The sequence below is a fragment of the Deinococcus taeanensis genome, from assembly GCF_020229735.1.
GTDB lineage: Bacteria > Deinococcota > Deinococci > Deinococcales > Deinococcaceae > Deinococcus > Deinococcus taeanensis.
Window position 1 is genome coordinate 177,378 of the sequence record NZ_CP083457.1, and the last position, 15,366, is coordinate 192,743.

Consider the following 15,366-nt stretch of genomic DNA (forward strand, 5'->3'; position numbering starts at 1 on the left):
GGCGCATGGCCTGAGCCTGTTCTGGCCCACGCCGGCCTCAGGAACACGGCGCCTGAAGCTCAGTGCAGGCCGGGCGCCACCTGTCTTGACGTGCTCAGGCCGCTACGAAGGCGCCTGCGGACCCCGCTCAGGAACTCAGGCACCGAGCGCGGCACCCTGAGCGCAGCGCGACCACCGCCCGGCCAGGTGTACCCGGAGATGACCGCCCCGTTCCAGAGGGAGCGGTGGCTGTGCCCCTGACCCACTCCGTGACCAGGACAGGAGGCCAGAAAATCAAAGCGAACCCCACTCGGCCCTTCCTGGTTCTGGTCGACCCAGCGCCGTACCGGGCCCGCGATGCCGACGGGACGCCAGGGATCGTGAGGGACGTCCCTGCAGTTCACCGGCGCAGCGGCCGGGTACCCGCCATCATCCGCGCCTGGTGGCGTCCTCAGGACATCCGGAGCCTTCCGTTGCGGGGTGTCGGACTGCCAGGAGGGGCACTGGGTGTTGACGAGCGCCGCCTCACAGCCGCCACCGGCCTGAACGGCTGAGCGAAACCCTCAGCCGTTCAGGCGGACATCTAAACCATCCTTCCCCTGCTGGTCGTGGAGGGCCGATGTCCAGAGTTGGTACGACTGGACCTATTTGCTGTGGATGACGATGCTGCCACCCGCCAGGGGAGTGCTGGGCGTGGCCGTGTCGCTGGCCCCAACCTGGTTGTCGTACACGGTGGCGTTGGTCGTCCGGTCCCAGACCTTCAGGCGGAACTTGTCTGTGCCGCCTCCACCGCTTACCTGGCCATCCACTGCGGTCAGCAGGAAGCCGTAACTGCCCGCACCGTTCACGGTCCCTGTGCCTTTGTACTGCGCGCGGGCGCCCGCAATGGTCAGCCACTCGTACGCGGCGCTCTTGAAGTTGAAATTTCCCGCATGGAACTGGAATTCCGTGTTGCCCGTGGGGACGGTCGCGCCTTTCTGGTACTTCGATACGAATCCAAACGTCGCTTTGCCCGTAAGCGCAGGATCAGCCATATAGGCGCCCAGGGGGGACTGGATGGTGCCGCCGCCTGTCACGAAGCCCCCGGCGGGGTCGTAGACGACCACGTACTCGTAGCTGGATGTGCCGACCCCGCCGTCATCGTCGGTGACCGTAGTCGTGACGGTGTAGATGCCGGGGGTGGTGTAGGCATGACCCGCATTCACGGCGCGGGGACCGGCAGCAGGGATGTTCGAGCTGGAGGTCGCGCCGTCACCCCAGCTGACCTGGGCCGTGTGCGTGTCGGCCGAACTCGGGTCGGTGAAGGTGGTGGAGAGGGAAACGCTGCTTCCAACCGCAACCGGAGTGGCAGGCGTGACGGACAGTGCGCCCACGACCGGGTTCACGTTACTGACGGTGACCGTGGCGGTGTCGGTGGAGGAGGCGCCACTGGAATCGGTTACTTTCAGACCGACCGTGGAGGCACCGTTGTCCGCTGGGGTCAGGGTGTACTGCGCACCGCTGACGTCATACGTTCCGTCGTTGTCCAGGTCCCACTCGTAGGTCAGCGTATCGGCGTTCGGATCACTGGAGCCGCTGGCATCCAGGATGATCGGCGAGCCTTCCGGACCGCTGTACGGGCCGCCTGCCTTCGCGACGGGCGGGAGGTTGATGGGAGGAGTGGTCGAGAAACTACCGGTTTTGAGCAGCACGACCGAGTCCAATATCGTGTCTGACGCGTCTGCAATCTTCAGCGTCATGGTGTTCACTGCATTGGGCGTGACGGTGACTGCGCAGGTCAGGGTAACGGTCAGGCCATCCATCTGGGTGTTGAGCGTGCTTGGACTGTTATTTTTGATGTACAGGGAAGGGTTTGTCGAAAGGTTGATGGTGTTGATTGAGACGGGTTGAGCCGAAGGTCCGACCGTGGCGCAGTTCTGTCCGTTGATGTAGAAACCGAAGACGTCGTTGTATTGAGAGCCAGCATACTCGTCGTACTCCTCAGAGCCGAAGACATACTGAAAGTACACTTTGTCGGCGTCTGCCTTGAAATTGAAACTCAGAATGGCGGCGTCATACGTCGGTTTCCCAGCAAGTGAAGAGAGTGCGGCGTCTCCCGCTGTTCCCAGGCTGGTGCTTTTGTTGCCGGAGCTGTTGGGTCCCTGGATGTCCTTGGCGCGGCCGGAGCTCAGGACCACGCCGGAGTCGAAATCGATGATGCCTGAACCACCCGTGAATGTCCCTGCGGCGATGCCGGCGCCAGTGTAGTTGATGTCCGAAACCAACACGCCGGCGCCCACCAGAGCGTTGGCCAGATCAGCAGGCGACACGCCGCCGGTCAGGTCGGTAATCAGGAAGTTTCCGGCCTGAGCGCGGAGGACGGGCGCTGAGGAGTAAAGGCGGGGGGTCGCGTCACGTCCGGTGGTGGCGGATGTCGGCCCTGGTGCGGTGCTGTTACAGGCTGCAAGCAAAACGAGGGTCAGGGCAAAACTACAGGAATGAAGAGGTGCACGCATAAGGTCCTCGCATGGAACGGGTCCCGCCCTGAAGCAGGAGGGAATCTGCGAGGTGTAGTGATCCACTTTTTGCAACAGGAAAACACAGTAGACTCACTGCACCTCCTTGCTGGGAGGCGTGGCAGGAATGTTTTCGAAGCGGTCCTGCACGAGTGGGGAGCTGCGGCATACCTTGACCGTATGCGGCAGCTTTCATTTGCTGTCTTCACGACGTTGGCCTGTGAAATCACCTCCTGCAGGATGCTCAGGCAGAGAGTGCAGTGATCCGTGTGGCTTCTTTAAGCCTGAGAGCACATCAGGCTGACTTAGTCATGAGTGTAGAATTCTTTTTCTCAATCATGGTGAACGCTACAGGTAAAATTAACGGCGACTCAACAAACGGAAGTCAGGGCACCAGAATTCTTACATGATTTATGGTCGCTCATTCCCGCTGAGAGTGCTGTCCTGGGATGAGTGACGTGCTACTGAGCTGCGCTTAAGTCAGCAACCTCACCACCTGACCACTTCGCGAGCTTGACGTGTGGGTGGGCGGAAAAGGCGTACTGAACAGCTCAAGCAGACCCAGAAGGCATGCCCGCCCCACCGCACGGCCTGACTCAGCACCTGCCACCCAATTCGCACCTGGCTGACCACGGCCCGGCCCTGGTTGTCCCGACGCGATGGGCTCTCCTGTACGGTGTGCGAGCCCACCCGGGCCGTCCGAACAGCCGCGAGATCCGCTCGGAGGCCGTCATGTGGGTCGCCTCCAGGTTCAGCCCGCGGCCCTTCAACGACGACGAGATCGTCCAGCGCCCGTGACCAGCCAAGGCTCACGGCAGGGCAGTCCGTTGCCGCTCTCCCCCGGACACACTCTTCCCACGTTCCCTGAGTTCGCTTCGCAGCCCTTGTGGAAACCGACGCAGGTCCTCAGCGAGGACCGTCCGTTCGGCAGCCCAAGCAGAAGGAGTGGGAGGATCACCTGGGTGGTCATCAGTCCCCCGCAGGTGGAGCTGAGGGCCAGCTGCCCACGGACCTGGACAGGTCCGGTTCGGAATGCTCTCCTGGCCGCCCGAACCGATCCGATAGCTGCGGGTATCTGCGTTCACCTGCTTCTCCTGGTCAGCCTGTCAAGCGGGTCAGCAAGACGTAGACCGCGCCAAGTACGGTGGTCAGGGCCAGGGTGGGCATGGTGCCCAGTCTGAAGCGGAACAGGGCGGTGCCTGCAATACCAGCCAGGACAAGTGACGGAATGCTCAGGGTCCTCCAGTCTGGCGTGTACAGCCGCAGGGGACCCAGGTGCATTTCCCCGACCTTCGAGAACAGTGTATTCAGGGCGAACCAGACACTGAGATTGAGAATGACGCCAACAACAGCCGCGGTGATCGCGGTGAGCGCCCCCGACAGGGCCTTGTTGCCCCGCAGTTGCTCGATGTACGGGGCACCCAGAAAAATCCACAGAAAGCAGGGGGCGTACGTCGCCCAGGTGACGACGAAGGACGCCAGGATGCCCGCGGCAAGCGGCGTGAGTCCTTCAGGGTTCCGGAAGGCACCCAGGAAGCCCACGTACTGCACCACCTGAATGAGTGGCCCCGGGGTGGTCTCGGCCATCCCCAGGCCGTTGAGCATCTCGCCGGGCCGGAGCCACCCGAAGACCTGCACCGCCTGCTGCGCCACGTAAGCCAGGACGGCGTATGCGCCGCCGAAGGTCACCACGGCCATCTGACTGAAAAACTTCGCCATCTCCCAGAAGACACTGCCGAACCCAAACAGCGCGCCCACCAGCAACAAGGGACCGAACCAGGAGACGAGCCCGATGGCGGTGATCCGGAAGAACCGGTTCCAGCTTGGAGTCACGCGGGCAGCAGTTTGTGCAGTGATGACCGCGTCCCTGACCTCATGGCCGTGCGAGCTGCTGCCGTGGCCCCCACCCGCCTGGAACACCTCCGGCCGGACGCGGCTCCCGAAAAATCCGATCAGGCCGGCGCCGAGAACGACCAGGGGAAACGGAATATTGAAGAAGAAGATCGCCACGAAGGCCAGTCCGGCGAGCACGACCAGCAGCGGGTGCTTGAGGGCCCGCTTCCCAATCCGGATGACCGCGTCGAGCACGATAACCAACACGGCGGCTTTCAGACCAAAAAAGACGGCCTGCACGAAGGTGGACTCCTGAGACAGCGCGTAGATGATGCTGAGAACCAGGATGGACACAAAGCCCGGCAGGACGAACAGGCTCCCTGCGACGATGCCTCCCTTTGTGCCGTGCAGCAGCCAGCCGATGTAAATGGCGAGTTGCTGGGCTTCCGGCCCTGGGAGGAGCATGCAGTAGTTCAGGGCGTGCAGAAAGCGTTCCTCACTGATCCAGCGTTTCTCGTCGACCAGAATGCGGTGCATTACGGCAATCTGCCCGGCGGGGCCACCGAAACTCTGTGCGGCGATGCGGGCCCAGGTGGCAATGGCCTCAGCGAAGGTCACGTCATGAGGGTGGGGGGCAGGCACATCAAGTGGCTGGGTCATGGGAACCCTCCAGGGTCAGCGTGTGGTAGAGCCCCTCGAACAGAGCGTGAGCCTGCGTCTCGAGGCGGTTGTCGTCGGGCGAGGAGGCGATCAGGCCCCGCAGGACAGCGTCAACCCCCGGTGTTTCAGGCCGGACATTTCGGCCGTCATTGAGGTCCAGTTCGTGCACGATGTCCGCCAGTGCAGTCAAGGCAGGGTGTTCCAGCCTGAAGGCGTGCAGCAACACTTCGAAAGTACAGAGGGGGCCAACATGCGTAAAGTCCCCGTCGGTCCGGTCGAAGGTCACGTCGCCCGGTTGAGGGTCAGCGGCGTACCGCAGCGTGGCGTGAGGGTCAATGAACCGGCGGATCAGCCAGCCACTGGCGAGCCGGTCCACTTGTGGCCCTGGACGGGTACTCCACGTCCGGCGCTGATACTGCTGAGGGTCCACGTGCGGAATGGGTGGGACCGCTGGATCGCCCCGGAGATGCCGTTCCACGCCTGTGAGCAGCTGGTTGAACTGAACTCCAGCAGGTGACTGGAAGAAGTCGATGCGCTGAAGTTCGGCGTGGCGTCTCCGGAGCCGGTCCAGCAGGGTGCGGGCTTTGGGCACGGACTCAGGCGCTCTGGCGTAGGTGTTCAGTTCGTCGAGCAGGGGGGTGAGTTCGGCGTAGTCTTCTGCGCGGGCGGCATTGAAGCTGGATTCAAGGGCGGTGTTGGTCACCCCCTCAACGCGCTTCACGTGCAGAATCACTGCCTCTCCTCCGGCCTGATTCAATTCCTGGAGGAGCCATTGGAGCTGTTCGTGGGGGTCCGGCTGGTGGGGCAGGACCGCGCCGCCGCCGGGCAGGGTGATGGCCCCGAGGCGTTTGAGGCGCCGCCAGAGGGTCACCCGAGGCGTGGAGGACCCTCGTGCGGGCAATGTGCAGAGAAGCACCAGCCAAGTCATGTTTTAGTGTAACAGATGTTTCAAACTAATGAAACACGTTTTTATGCGAAGTCGACTATTCGGGTTTCAAACTTGCTCCTCTGAGTTATACGAAGTGGTGAGGGAGCAGGAAGGGAAAGGCTAAAGAAGGTGCATGAGGCAGGCCCCAGGGATTTCCCCACAGCAGCCCTGGTACGAGGAACCTAGGAGCAGCCTGGCGGTCATGGTGTCCTTGCGCGGACCTGACCCAGCGGGCACAGCGGACCTCCAGCGTTGCCTGGCAGCGCGGGCGGCACAGGACGGCATGCATGTGTTGTGGACCGTGCTGGAGGGATACCTGCCACATCATGGGCGCCGCGGCGCCTGCGTCCGCATCGAAAGGTTGAACATGGGCATGACAGAGTGCGCCGGCCGGGCGCAGCACAACGCCATCCCGCCAGCACCAACCGTTGATCACGGCGTTGATTTGTCTCGGTTGCCGCCGGACTTCAGGTGTCTGGGTGAGCTTGATCGCCGACGGGGGTGGACGGGAGCAAGGCGAACCTGTGCCGTGATCAACGGACCTTCTTGGCAGGTGAGCAGAACCTGTGTGCAGCGCTGCGCTGGGCGGGTGCGACAGAAGCTGATCCATTTCGGGACGTCTGTGGTGCGCCGGACCGGACCGCTGTGAAGGAGAAACGCTGCCCGTAGGATGACGGAGGCGATGAACGGCTGCTGGCGCACGCTGTTGCGGAGGAAAATTGGTCGCGCCATGGAGGGGGTGGGAAGGACCCTGTCGTCCCGTTTTGACACCAACACACATTAGCGTCAAACATCTGGTATGAGGATGCGGAAAGGCAGTCTTCGTCAGCCTGACGCCGACCGGTCACGACCAGCCAAAAAAAAGCCGTCCAGGACGACTCAAAAGGAGATCTCCTCACAGGAGGGCCAGGAAGGCCCATTCAAACATTTTTGAGGGGTGGAATACCCCAGAAAACTTGCCATGCGGCCCCTTCACTGAACGCTGAATGAACTGTTGCGCCGCAGTGGCCATCCAGGAAAAGCTGGGGCGTAACTGCCTTGCACGAGTGGCAACGGCTTGACCCGGAGTGGAAGCGCAAGCACGACGAGCTATTCCAACCGCTGTACCAAGAATGGGCAGCAAGCATGCGGGATGGAGACGAGGCTGCCTTCCTCGCACGAGGCACTCCCCTTGGCAAATGGGGGAAAAGCGCGCTCAGTCTGTGGACATGGCTGTGGCGGGTGCTGCGGGGCTGGCTGGCACACGACCTACGGAAGAGGCCGCACCAGTTGCCCGTGCCGCCGGAAGTGCCGGAGAGGGCGTTACAGAGACTGGCGGAAGAGGCAGGAGCGGCTGAGGATTACACGCTGCTGCTTGCCATCTGCTCGGTGGGTGCTTGGAGCGGGCGCAAGAGAAGCCGCCCCACGTCCCCGGAGGGAAGATGGAGTGGCTGGTGGTTGAGGCTCAGTTGCCGAAAGAAGTTACACCTGTCTTATATGTGCAAGTCACACAAGCGTGTCAAACTTAATCTCAATCGATGGACTACCTATAAACAATTTGGGGTAGTCTGAGGATAAATTGAGCAAGCTATTAGCATTTTTACCTGGAATACCACTCCAGTCGTTAATATATTCTGCATACTCGTGTTGCATTTGGAGAATCGATTTTCCGGTTATTTCATTAATGGTCGCCTCTTTAGCAATAAAAATTGATGTCATTTCATGCGTACTTATCAACACTGTGTCCTGGTCGCTAGTTACCATCAATGTATCACATATGTAGCCTTCTGTCATAATTAGAGAAATGGCCTCCTCATTGCTTATTTGCAATGCATTGATTTCGAAAGCAGCCTCAGATTGTGAGTGTCCTGGAAAGTACTGTTCGACCCGTAATAGAATATTGTTCGCTCTAATATAGTTAATTAGTCCTTCTATATATTCAGTTAGGCATCCATAATCCGATCTCACCGGTATAACTCTCCAGTCTACGTTAACGGGAATCACAAGGCTTCCATTAAGGTATATACCAGTTTCTTGTCTTAAAATCATAAATAATCACCTATACCTAATCTTTAGAATGCTTTCGCCATTGACTTGATGCTCGAGAATAGGAAGGCCCCCGGTCAAGCTTCCGCTCCTATTACGAACAATCAGTACGTCCCCTCGATTGTTTACACGAACTACCATCACGTCTCCATCCGCTTTTACCGAGACCTTAGAAGCATCAATTCCATACTTTTCAAGAAGAGTCGCAAAATCCGCCTTCGCTGCGTTAAAGCCGCCGAGCTTCTCATACTGAGAGAGGCCCTTGCTCATCCGCGCGGTATAAGGCTGCAAACCATCAAGAATCTTCGGCACCAAGCTTCCGCAATCCGGCCCATTGGCATTGTGCACCAACCATCCAGCCTGCCCAACGTAGTAGGTGTGAGCTTCACTGATGGTAAGGTTGAACATCTCCTTGGCCTTCTGAACGTTGATGACGTTAGCGACCAGGCCAATGGTCCCATCCGCCTGCTTGACCTTATCCCCAATCTTGAGGTGTCCAGCGCCAACCCACTTGTCACTGAGGTCCTCATGCCCCTCCGGCTTGGGCCGAGGCTGGGTGTCCGAGCGCTCCGTGACGTAGGTGGAGTGCTCAAAAATTGAAGCCATCCTCCAGGGCGAAAATCACATCAAGAGGTGCAACCGCCTGTGGGTTGCACCTCTGTTGCACCATTCGTTGCACCCTTTTACAGACTCAGCAAGTCATCCAGGGACAGCGCTGCCGCCCTCCTCTGATCGTCATACACGTGCGTGTACACCCGCATGGTCAGACTCGCATCCTGATGACCCAGTCGCTCCGCCACCGCCTTGATGGGGACACCCTGCCGCACCAGCAGCGAAGCACATGTGTGTCGTAGGTCATGAATCCGGATGTCGGGCAGTCCCGCCTCCCGGACCAGGCGGTGGAAGATCTTGACCAGAATCGACGGCAACTGGAACCGCCCCACAGTGGACGGAAACACGAGATCCATCTCTATTGGAGACCGCGCCTTCCACCTGGACAGTTCCTGCCCCTGTCTGGTCTGGTGGGCTCTCAACACGTCGATTGTATCGGCAGACAGCAGGATGCGCCGCCGACTGGCAGAGGTTTTCGGTTCGTTCAGGACAGCACGAGACCCGCTCTGCACGAGGCTCTGCCGGATCCGCACCTCGCCTGATTCCAGCCCAAGGTCCTGCCAGCGCAGCCCCAGGAGCTCTCCACGGCGCATGCCTGTCGTCAGGGCCAGGTAGAACAGCGCGTACCAACGGGGATGCGTCTTCTTGCAGTGATCTATTGATCACGGCACAGGTTCGCCTTGCTCCCGTCCAGCCCCGTCGGCGATCAAGCTCACCCAGACACCTGAAGTCCGGCGGCAACCAATACAAAGCTACGCCGTGATCAATAAGAAGTGTCGTGCCTGGACTGGCGTCCAGACCTTCATTTCATGTCTGGTCCGCTTCGGTGCTTTCACGCGGGCCGCTGGATTGTATGGGCGTAACCCCCAGTCCACAGCCTGCCCCAACGTCAACTTCACCAGTCGAAGGGCCATATTGATCACGGCGTTGCTTTGTCTCGGTTGCCGCCGGACTTCAGGTGTCTGGGTGAGCTTGATCGCCGACGGGGCTGGACGGGAGCAAGGCGAACCTGTGCCGTGATCAAAAATGCCTGGGTGCGCGTGGCCCCGTCTGTAAGCCACTGAAGGACCAGCCGTTCTACGTGCAGGGGCGCCAGTAGGTGAATGGGCATCTGGATGATGGCGGATGGTTCCAGGTACTTGCGGATGAGCCGCTGGTATTCCAGCCAGGTTTTCTCCCGTACGTGGGGCTTGCGCAATTCCAGCCACTGCTGCAGGAACGAGCCGTACGTCATGCTGGGCACCAGTTCGTCCGCGGCACCCGACACGTCCGGTTGCAGCAGTGGGGTGGTCTGGAGCCTGAGCCACTCTTCTGCTTGTGGGTGGGTGCCAAACCGCGCTGAGATTCTGCGCCGTTTTCCCTGCCGGTCTACCGGAAGTGAATACACGGCGACGAATCTGCCTGCGCGCTGCTGGATGCTGCCTGTTCCGTTTCCTCTCTTGGGCATGTGGCCCTCGCTTTCCCTTCGTCTGGCGAAGGGAAAGCCGATCTGGCAGCCTACCGCCAGCTTCGCTGTTCTGGATTCCAGTGCCCCTCCGACAGCCCAGAGAGCAGGACTGGAACGTAGAACGCCTGCAACAGGATCCAGATGTCAGGCAGGGCCGGCGCAGTAAACCGGGTGCGCCGCAGGTAGTGCGCCCACTGACGGGTCAGGCCCGCATCTTCCGCGAACTCAGGGCTGAGCACGGCGGGAATGTCCTGCACGGGCGTTCCCCGTGCCTTGAAACTGGACTGGAGTGCCTGGCTGACCACACCAGCCTCAAAGGGTTCTTGGTTGAGGATGATCTGGAGATCGTAGAGATCCTTCATGCGCGTTGTGGCCGCGCCCCGCTCGACCAACGCAGCGAACTTCTCGGTGATGACGGTTTCAACGAATAGGCGTTGATCGTCACCGCTTCAGGCAGCAGCAGCGCCGGGAACTCAAGTTTCACGGGCGCTGGGGTGATGACGTTGCCAAAGGACACGTCGATCTGCAACACGATGCGGGAGGTATCAAGCTGCCCGGTGAGACGAACGCCTACACCAGGGTATTCCAGCCCTTCGTTGATGGGCTGCACCTGGATGCTGTCTGCGTCGAAGGTCAGACCGTCATCCATGTCCACGGCACAGATGGCCTTCAGAACAGACAGGAGCCGCTCCGGGGTATTGGGCGTTCCCCGGGCGGCCAGGTCAATGTCCTCCGTGGGTCTGGCGACCTGGCCGTACCGGGCAAACAGGCTGAGGGCGCCTTTCAGGACGAATTGATGGGCGTATGGACTGGCCATCAGCCGTGCGAGGAACCCCTGCTGGGTGTAGAGCAGCAGCATGCTGCTGCTTGGGTGGTGCATGTACACGTTTTTTCCCAGATTCTTCAGTCTGGCCCGGATGCTTTCCGCGCGGCGGCGGGCCTGGAGGTGTTCTTCAGTGGTCCTGGTCATGGAGCAGCACCTCCAGGTCACGCCGAAGGTGTTGATCCTGTCCGAGGGTCTTTGCCATCTGAAGGAGGGCCGTGGGACTGCCCAGGCGCCGCTGCAGGTATTTTTTCAGACCTTCCAGGTACAGTTCCCGTCCGTACTTCGGCGCGTAACGGAGCAGGTCCACCAGAGTTTTTTCCGGGGAGTACGTCTGAAGCGCCCGTCCGGCGACGTCTACGCTCACCACACCGGTCTGATACGCCTTGGGTCGGAAGTAGAACACGTCCACTTGCGGGGAATCGAGGTCCGGGAAGTGCTTGTTGGCGGGAATCGCGAACTGGAGGGCAGCGGGTCGGGTGGTCGTGAGTCCGTGCAGGTTGAGGGCTGTGGCCAGGCAGGGACGGGCAAAGGGTACACGGAGTTGCACCTCGAGTAAATCGACGGCGGTGCTGTTGGTCGGTCCGGTGTGTGCTTCCGGGTGGCGGTAGACGCCTCGTTGGAGTCGTTCGATCACGCCTTGCCGTTCCAAGAGGGTGAGGTACATGGTGGGAATGCTGGCCTGACGGACGTCCTGGCTGGTGAGGTAGCCACCATGGGCCTGGAAGAGTTGGAGAAGGGCTTGTTGCGGGTCAGTCACATGATCATCTCTTTGCGAAATCTAGGTCATTTCAGGTGATTTGCATAGATTTTGCAAATCCATCAGAACCAGAACAGAACCGCCCCACATCTGAGGATAGGGGCACAGCAGCGTCGGGTACGGCGGAGTACGGTTGCCAAGGCGTGCGCGAAGCCACTCGTGGGAGAGGCAGCCACAGCCGAGGATCATGCTCTTGCTGCCTGCTCGGCGGCTGCTTGGTGCGGGCGCAAGAGAGAAGCCGCCCCACGTCCCAGAAGGGAGGGTGAAGCGGCTGGTAGTTGAGGCCTGACTACCCGTCAAAACTGGGCATGAGGGCCTGAAGTGCCCGCCAGGACGCAGGTGACGGGTGGAGCAGGAGATCCTGGAGATGATCGAGGCCCAGTCGGAACACGGACACCATGCGGTGTCCGTGTTTCTTGCGTTTCACGGGCTGCCTGGTGGCCAGGAGCTGGCCCGTCACACAGGCCCAGATAAAGGCGGCGGACACGCACGTGAGCAAGGTTGACACGCGCTCGGCCTGCGTCAGGCCGGTGTCTTCCAGATTGAACCCCCGGTTTTTAAGGCTGAGTGCAGGTTTTCTGCCTGCCAGCGCTGCGCATAACGGCGGAGATTCACGGAAGCGTGGCCCCGGTACGCGAGGTACAAGACTTCGCCAGCGGCATTCTTGGTGGCACACAGGCGCAAGGACACGCCGTAAACGACCATCCGGCGGTGCCAGCGGCGAATCTTGCCCGTCTGGAGCTTTTTGAAGCACGCCCAGACCGGCAGTTTTCCGGTCCCGATGGTGGCTGTTGCCGGGAGGCGAATACAGGGCGCAATGCCGTGCTGATCCAAAAATGTGAACCACGACTTGCCGATGAACGGTTGTGGCAAGTTGTCGACCTCAAAGAAGCAGAGGGGACCCGAGCACGCAGGCGGCCTGACCTTCAAGCCGCCTGTTGCACGACCTGCTGCCACGTCTTGAAGGCCTCTTCTTGGAGAGAACGGCGTTGGGAAGCCGGGAGGGTGGAGCGAGCGGAATGGTGAAGGTTCGAGACTCGAGCGTGCAGGTCGAGGAAGCCCTGCGCTCGTGGTCGTGATCTGAACCCCCACTGCTGACGTTCCTGCCGTCGTGTGGGGCGGTGGGATTGCTCGATCAAATTGTTGCAACGGGCGGTGGAGATCACTTGGATGTGCTCCACAGCGTGGAGCACGGGGAGTTCCCGGATGGCCGCACCATAGCTCCAGAGCTTGTCGGTGTGAATGATCTCCGGCACGTCGTACTCCCTCAGAAGCCGGGAGAAGAACACTTTGGCGGCCTCCGTGTCACGGTGTTGCTGCAACAAGACGTCCAACACGGCTCCGTGTTCTTCGACCGCCCGCCACAGCCAGTGTTTGACACCGCCGACGTCCACGCACATTTCATCAAGGTGCCACCGGGAACCACGTCGTGGTTCCCGGTGACGGAGGCCCTGGGCGAAGAGATCGCTGAACTTGATGCACCACGAGCGGATGGATTCACGGGTCACGCAGATGCCCCGCTCCAGCAGCAGTTCTTCGACATCTCGGTAACTCAGGGTGAAGCGGTGGTACATCCACACCGCGTAGCCGATGACCGCCAGGGGGAACCGGTAGCCGGGGAGCTTCTGACCGCTCAACACCGCGTCACACTACCCCAACAACTTGCCACAACCCGTCCAACCGGGTCTGACGCCAGGTGGCATCACGGCCTCAATGGTGCCGTGGCAGGACTTACTCATGGCGTGTGTTCGACAGCCAGAAGATCGGCGAGGGTGATGCCTTCGGCGGCCAGCATTCCGGCAATGGTGGGCCGGACCTCGTACAGGTCATGCAACCTCACCACGGGTGGGTATACGGGGGCATCAGGGGCCGTCGCCTGCGTCCAGCCCGCCTCCTTCCACCGTTGCAAGATCGCCAGAAAGTGAGCACCCAAAAAGGGCTGGGCCCGTTGAAACCACCACGCCCGTTGACCTTCGATGAGTTGGATGTCTGCAAAGCCCACCACGCCCTGGTCCTCAGCCGCGAACATCGCATCCACGAACACGAAGGCCCGCGTCAGTGCTGCGTCCCGGAGGGGACTGGGGCGCAGCGCCAGCAGGACGTCCAGGTAGACCTCCAGCACCCAGCTGGTCCCGAGGTACTGGAGCGGAACGCCATTCTCACTGACTATATCGTCCTCGCACATCAGAGCCATGGGCCGTGAAAGCTCCGGGAGAGCCTGGACGAGGTGTTCGTGCAGGCGGGCAAAGGTCAGGTCGCTCACGGACGCGGTGGGAGGTCGTACACCGTGACCCTTACGCCCTGGCCCGTCAGTTCTTCCTGCACGATGCCCTCGATCACCGTCCAGTTCCCGCCTGCAAGGCCGGCACCGATGCGGGGCATGTGCACGCTCGCCTGATGCTCCTGGGCGAAGGCACGGACCCGGTTGAGCCCCTCCCGGATCGCGTCGTACCGGACTGGCGGCACGCGGGTCGGGCGCGCCTGACGGGCGATGTCGTGCGGCCCGATCAGGTTCGCAACCCAGAAGGTGGGTTCCACTTCCACGAACTGCACGCGGCCCAGTTCGAACGGCTCCTCGCCCGTGGCCTGCCCCTTCGCCCAAGCACGGTAGGTGGCCTCGGGGGCCTTAAAGCGTCGGGACAGGGCCAGGACAAAGCCGGCGCCCCAATGGCCCTGATCGTTGCAGACGTGGACCAGCACCCTGGGGTCCGTGCCTTCAGGTTGCGTGGCATCGCCGGTGCGGTAGGTCAGCATGCGAGTCATCGTCGCATGGCGTCGCCGGGAGCGCCTCTGTGCAATGGCAGAGGGTCATGAGATGACGGAGCATGGCTCGCCTACACTGGCGCCATGCTGCTGTTCCCCGCTGAACCCTTTGCCGGGCGTGTCCCGGACGAGGCCTACGCCGACGAGCTCCAGGAAGCCGAACGTCATGACCTGAGCGCCGCGCTGCTGGATTTCGAGGCACTCGAAAGCGGAGACGTCAAGCAGGCGCTGCGCTGGGTGCCGGCCGCGGCCGAACCTGGCGTGGCGGTGTTCCGGGGCTGGATGATGAAGCCTGAAACGTACGCCACCCTGTATGACGCGCTGAAGGCACGCGGGTGGCACCTCGTGAACACGCCCGAGCAGTACGTGTACGCGCATCACCTTCCTCGGTCGTACGGCGACATCGCGGATGTGACGCCTGCCACCGACTGGGTGGCCGCAGCGACACCCGCCGAGGTCGATCGTGAGGAGGTGAAGGCCATCCTCGAATCGTTCGGCCCGCAGCCACTCATCGTCAAGGATTACGTGAAGTCCCGCAAACATGAATGGGACGAAGCCTGCTTCATCCCAGATGCCACGGACATTGAACCGGCGATGCAGGTGATCGAAACCTTCCTCAGCCGGCAGGGCGAGCAGTTCCAGGGCGGAGTGGTCCTGCGCGCCTTCGAGCCCTTCAAGGCGCTCGGCACGCATTCCCGCAGCGGCATGCCCCTCACCCAGGAATACCGCCTGTTTGTCCATGACGGGGAGGTGATCAGCAGCGACATGTACTGGGAAGAAGGCGATTACCCCGAAGCAGCCCTCCCCCTGGAGCGTTTTGTAGAGGTCGCGCGCCGTGTGAACAGCCGCCTGTTCACGATGGACGTGGCGCAGCGCGAGGACGGGGAGTGGCTGGTCGTGGAGCTCGGCGATGGTCAGGTGGCGGGCTTGCCGGAACGGGCGGACCGGGCGCAGTTGTACGGTGCGCTCGCGCACCTGCTGTCAAAAACGACCAGGAGTGAGTGAGGGTTGTGGCAAGTTGTTGGGGTAGTGTGACGCGGT

Annotated in this window: 12 protein-coding genes and 2 pseudogenes; 1 reads left to right on the forward strand and 13 read right to left on the reverse strand. The window is 61.2% G+C overall.

Annotation, left to right across the window (positions count from 1 at the left end; all coding sequences use genetic code 11):
• Positions 1 to 623: 623 nt before the first annotated feature.
• The 13 genes and pseudogenes from LAJ19_RS16580 to LAJ19_RS16640 form a co-directional block, all read right to left on the reverse strand.
• Positions 624 to 2,540 carry a choice-of-anchor L domain-containing protein gene (locus LAJ19_RS16580; RefSeq protein WP_225523963.1) on the reverse strand — a complete coding sequence of 639 codons (1,917 nt, stop codon included), beginning with the start codon at positions 2,538 to 2,540 and terminating at the stop codon, positions 624 to 626.
• A gap of 1,032 nt (positions 2,541 to 3,572) precedes the next feature.
• Positions 3,573 to 4,967, reverse strand: coding sequence for a chromate efflux transporter (gene chrA / locus LAJ19_RS16585; RefSeq protein ID WP_225523964.1), 1,395 nt, complete (start codon positions 4,965 to 4,967; stop codon positions 3,573 to 3,575).
• On the reverse strand, positions 4,951 to 5,838 hold the full coding sequence (locus LAJ19_RS16590) for a chromate resistance protein ChrB domain-containing protein (RefSeq protein WP_225523965.1): 888 nt from the start codon (positions 5,836 to 5,838) through the stop codon (positions 4,951 to 4,953). Before LAJ19_RS16590 ends, chrA begins: the two co-directional genes overlap by 17 nt.
• Positions 5,839 to 7,380: 1,542 nt before the next feature.
• On the reverse strand, positions 7,381 to 7,878 hold the full coding sequence (locus tag LAJ19_RS16595; RefSeq protein ID WP_225523966.1) for a hypothetical protein: 498 nt from the start codon (positions 7,876 to 7,878) through the stop codon (positions 7,381 to 7,383).
• A gap of 51 nt (positions 7,879 to 7,929) precedes the next feature.
• Positions 7,930 to 8,526, reverse strand: coding sequence for a polymorphic toxin-type HINT domain-containing protein (locus LAJ19_RS16600; protein WP_225523967.1), 597 nt, complete (start codon positions 8,524 to 8,526; stop codon positions 7,930 to 7,932).
• Positions 8,527 to 8,603: 77 nt separating this feature from the next.
• Positions 8,604 to 9,191, reverse strand: coding sequence for a site-specific integrase (locus tag LAJ19_RS16605; protein WP_225524001.1), 588 nt, complete (start codon positions 9,189 to 9,191; stop codon positions 8,604 to 8,606).
• 260 nt (positions 9,192 to 9,451) lie between these two features.
• Positions 9,452 to 9,979: a tyrosine-type recombinase/integrase gene (locus LAJ19_RS16610; RefSeq protein WP_225523968.1), complete on the reverse strand. Its 528-nt coding sequence runs from the start codon at positions 9,977 to 9,979 to the stop codon at positions 9,452 to 9,454.
• 50 nt (positions 9,980 to 10,029) lie between these two features.
• Positions 10,030 to 10,949 (reverse strand): annotated as a pseudogene (locus LAJ19_RS21755) (nucleotidyl transferase AbiEii/AbiGii toxin family protein).
• Positions 10,933 to 11,562, reverse strand: coding sequence for a type IV toxin-antitoxin system AbiEi family antitoxin domain-containing protein (locus tag LAJ19_RS16620; RefSeq protein WP_225523969.1), 630 nt, complete (start codon positions 11,560 to 11,562; stop codon positions 10,933 to 10,935). Before LAJ19_RS16620 ends, LAJ19_RS21755 begins: the two are co-directional and overlap by 17 nt.
• Positions 11,563 to 11,851: 289 nt before the next feature.
• Positions 11,852 to 12,423: pseudogene (locus LAJ19_RS16625) on the reverse strand (transposase family protein); the annotation flags it as partial.
• Between the two features lie 65 nt (positions 12,424 to 12,488).
• Positions 12,489 to 13,199, reverse strand: coding sequence for an IS6 family transposase (locus tag LAJ19_RS16630; RefSeq protein ID WP_225524002.1), 711 nt, complete (start codon positions 13,197 to 13,199; stop codon positions 12,489 to 12,491).
• Between the two features lie 98 nt (positions 13,200 to 13,297).
• A complete protein-coding gene (locus LAJ19_RS16635) occupies positions 13,298 to 13,825 on the reverse strand; it encodes a hypothetical protein (protein WP_225523970.1) in 528 nt (175 codons plus the stop codon).
• Positions 13,822 to 14,325: a macro domain-containing protein gene (locus LAJ19_RS16640; protein WP_225523971.1), complete on the reverse strand. Its 504-nt coding sequence runs from the start codon at positions 14,323 to 14,325 to the stop codon at positions 13,822 to 13,824. The genes LAJ19_RS16635 and LAJ19_RS16640 overlap by 4 nt, the downstream gene beginning before the upstream one ends.
• 84 nt (positions 14,326 to 14,409) lie before the next feature.
• Here LAJ19_RS16640 and LAJ19_RS16645 point away from each other — a divergent pair, with 84 nt between their 5' ends.
• Complete coding sequence (locus LAJ19_RS16645; RefSeq protein WP_225523972.1) at positions 14,410 to 15,330, forward strand: ATP-grasp domain-containing protein; 921 nt, start codon at positions 14,410 to 14,412, stop codon at positions 15,328 to 15,330.
• Positions 15,331 to 15,366: the final 36 nt, after the last annotated feature.

Coding starts and splice junctions, on each gene's coding strand:
- LAJ19_RS16645 (WP_225523972.1), top strand. CDS start 14,410: ATGCTGCTGTTCCCCGCTGAACCCTTTGCCGGGCGTGTCCCGGACGAG.
- LAJ19_RS16610 (WP_225523968.1), bottom strand. CDS start 9,979: ATGCCCAAGAGAGGAAACGGAACAGGCAGCATCCAGCAGCGCGCAGGC.
- LAJ19_RS16600 (WP_225523967.1), bottom strand. CDS start 8,526: ATGGCTTCAATTTTTGAGCACTCCACCTACGTCACGGAGCGCTCGGAC.
- chrA (WP_225523964.1), bottom strand. CDS start 4,967: ATGACCCAGCCACTTGATGTGCCTGCCCCCCACCCTCATGACGTGACC.
- LAJ19_RS16640 (WP_225523971.1), bottom strand. CDS start 14,325: ATGACTCGCATGCTGACCTACCGCACCGGCGATGCCACGCAACCTGAA.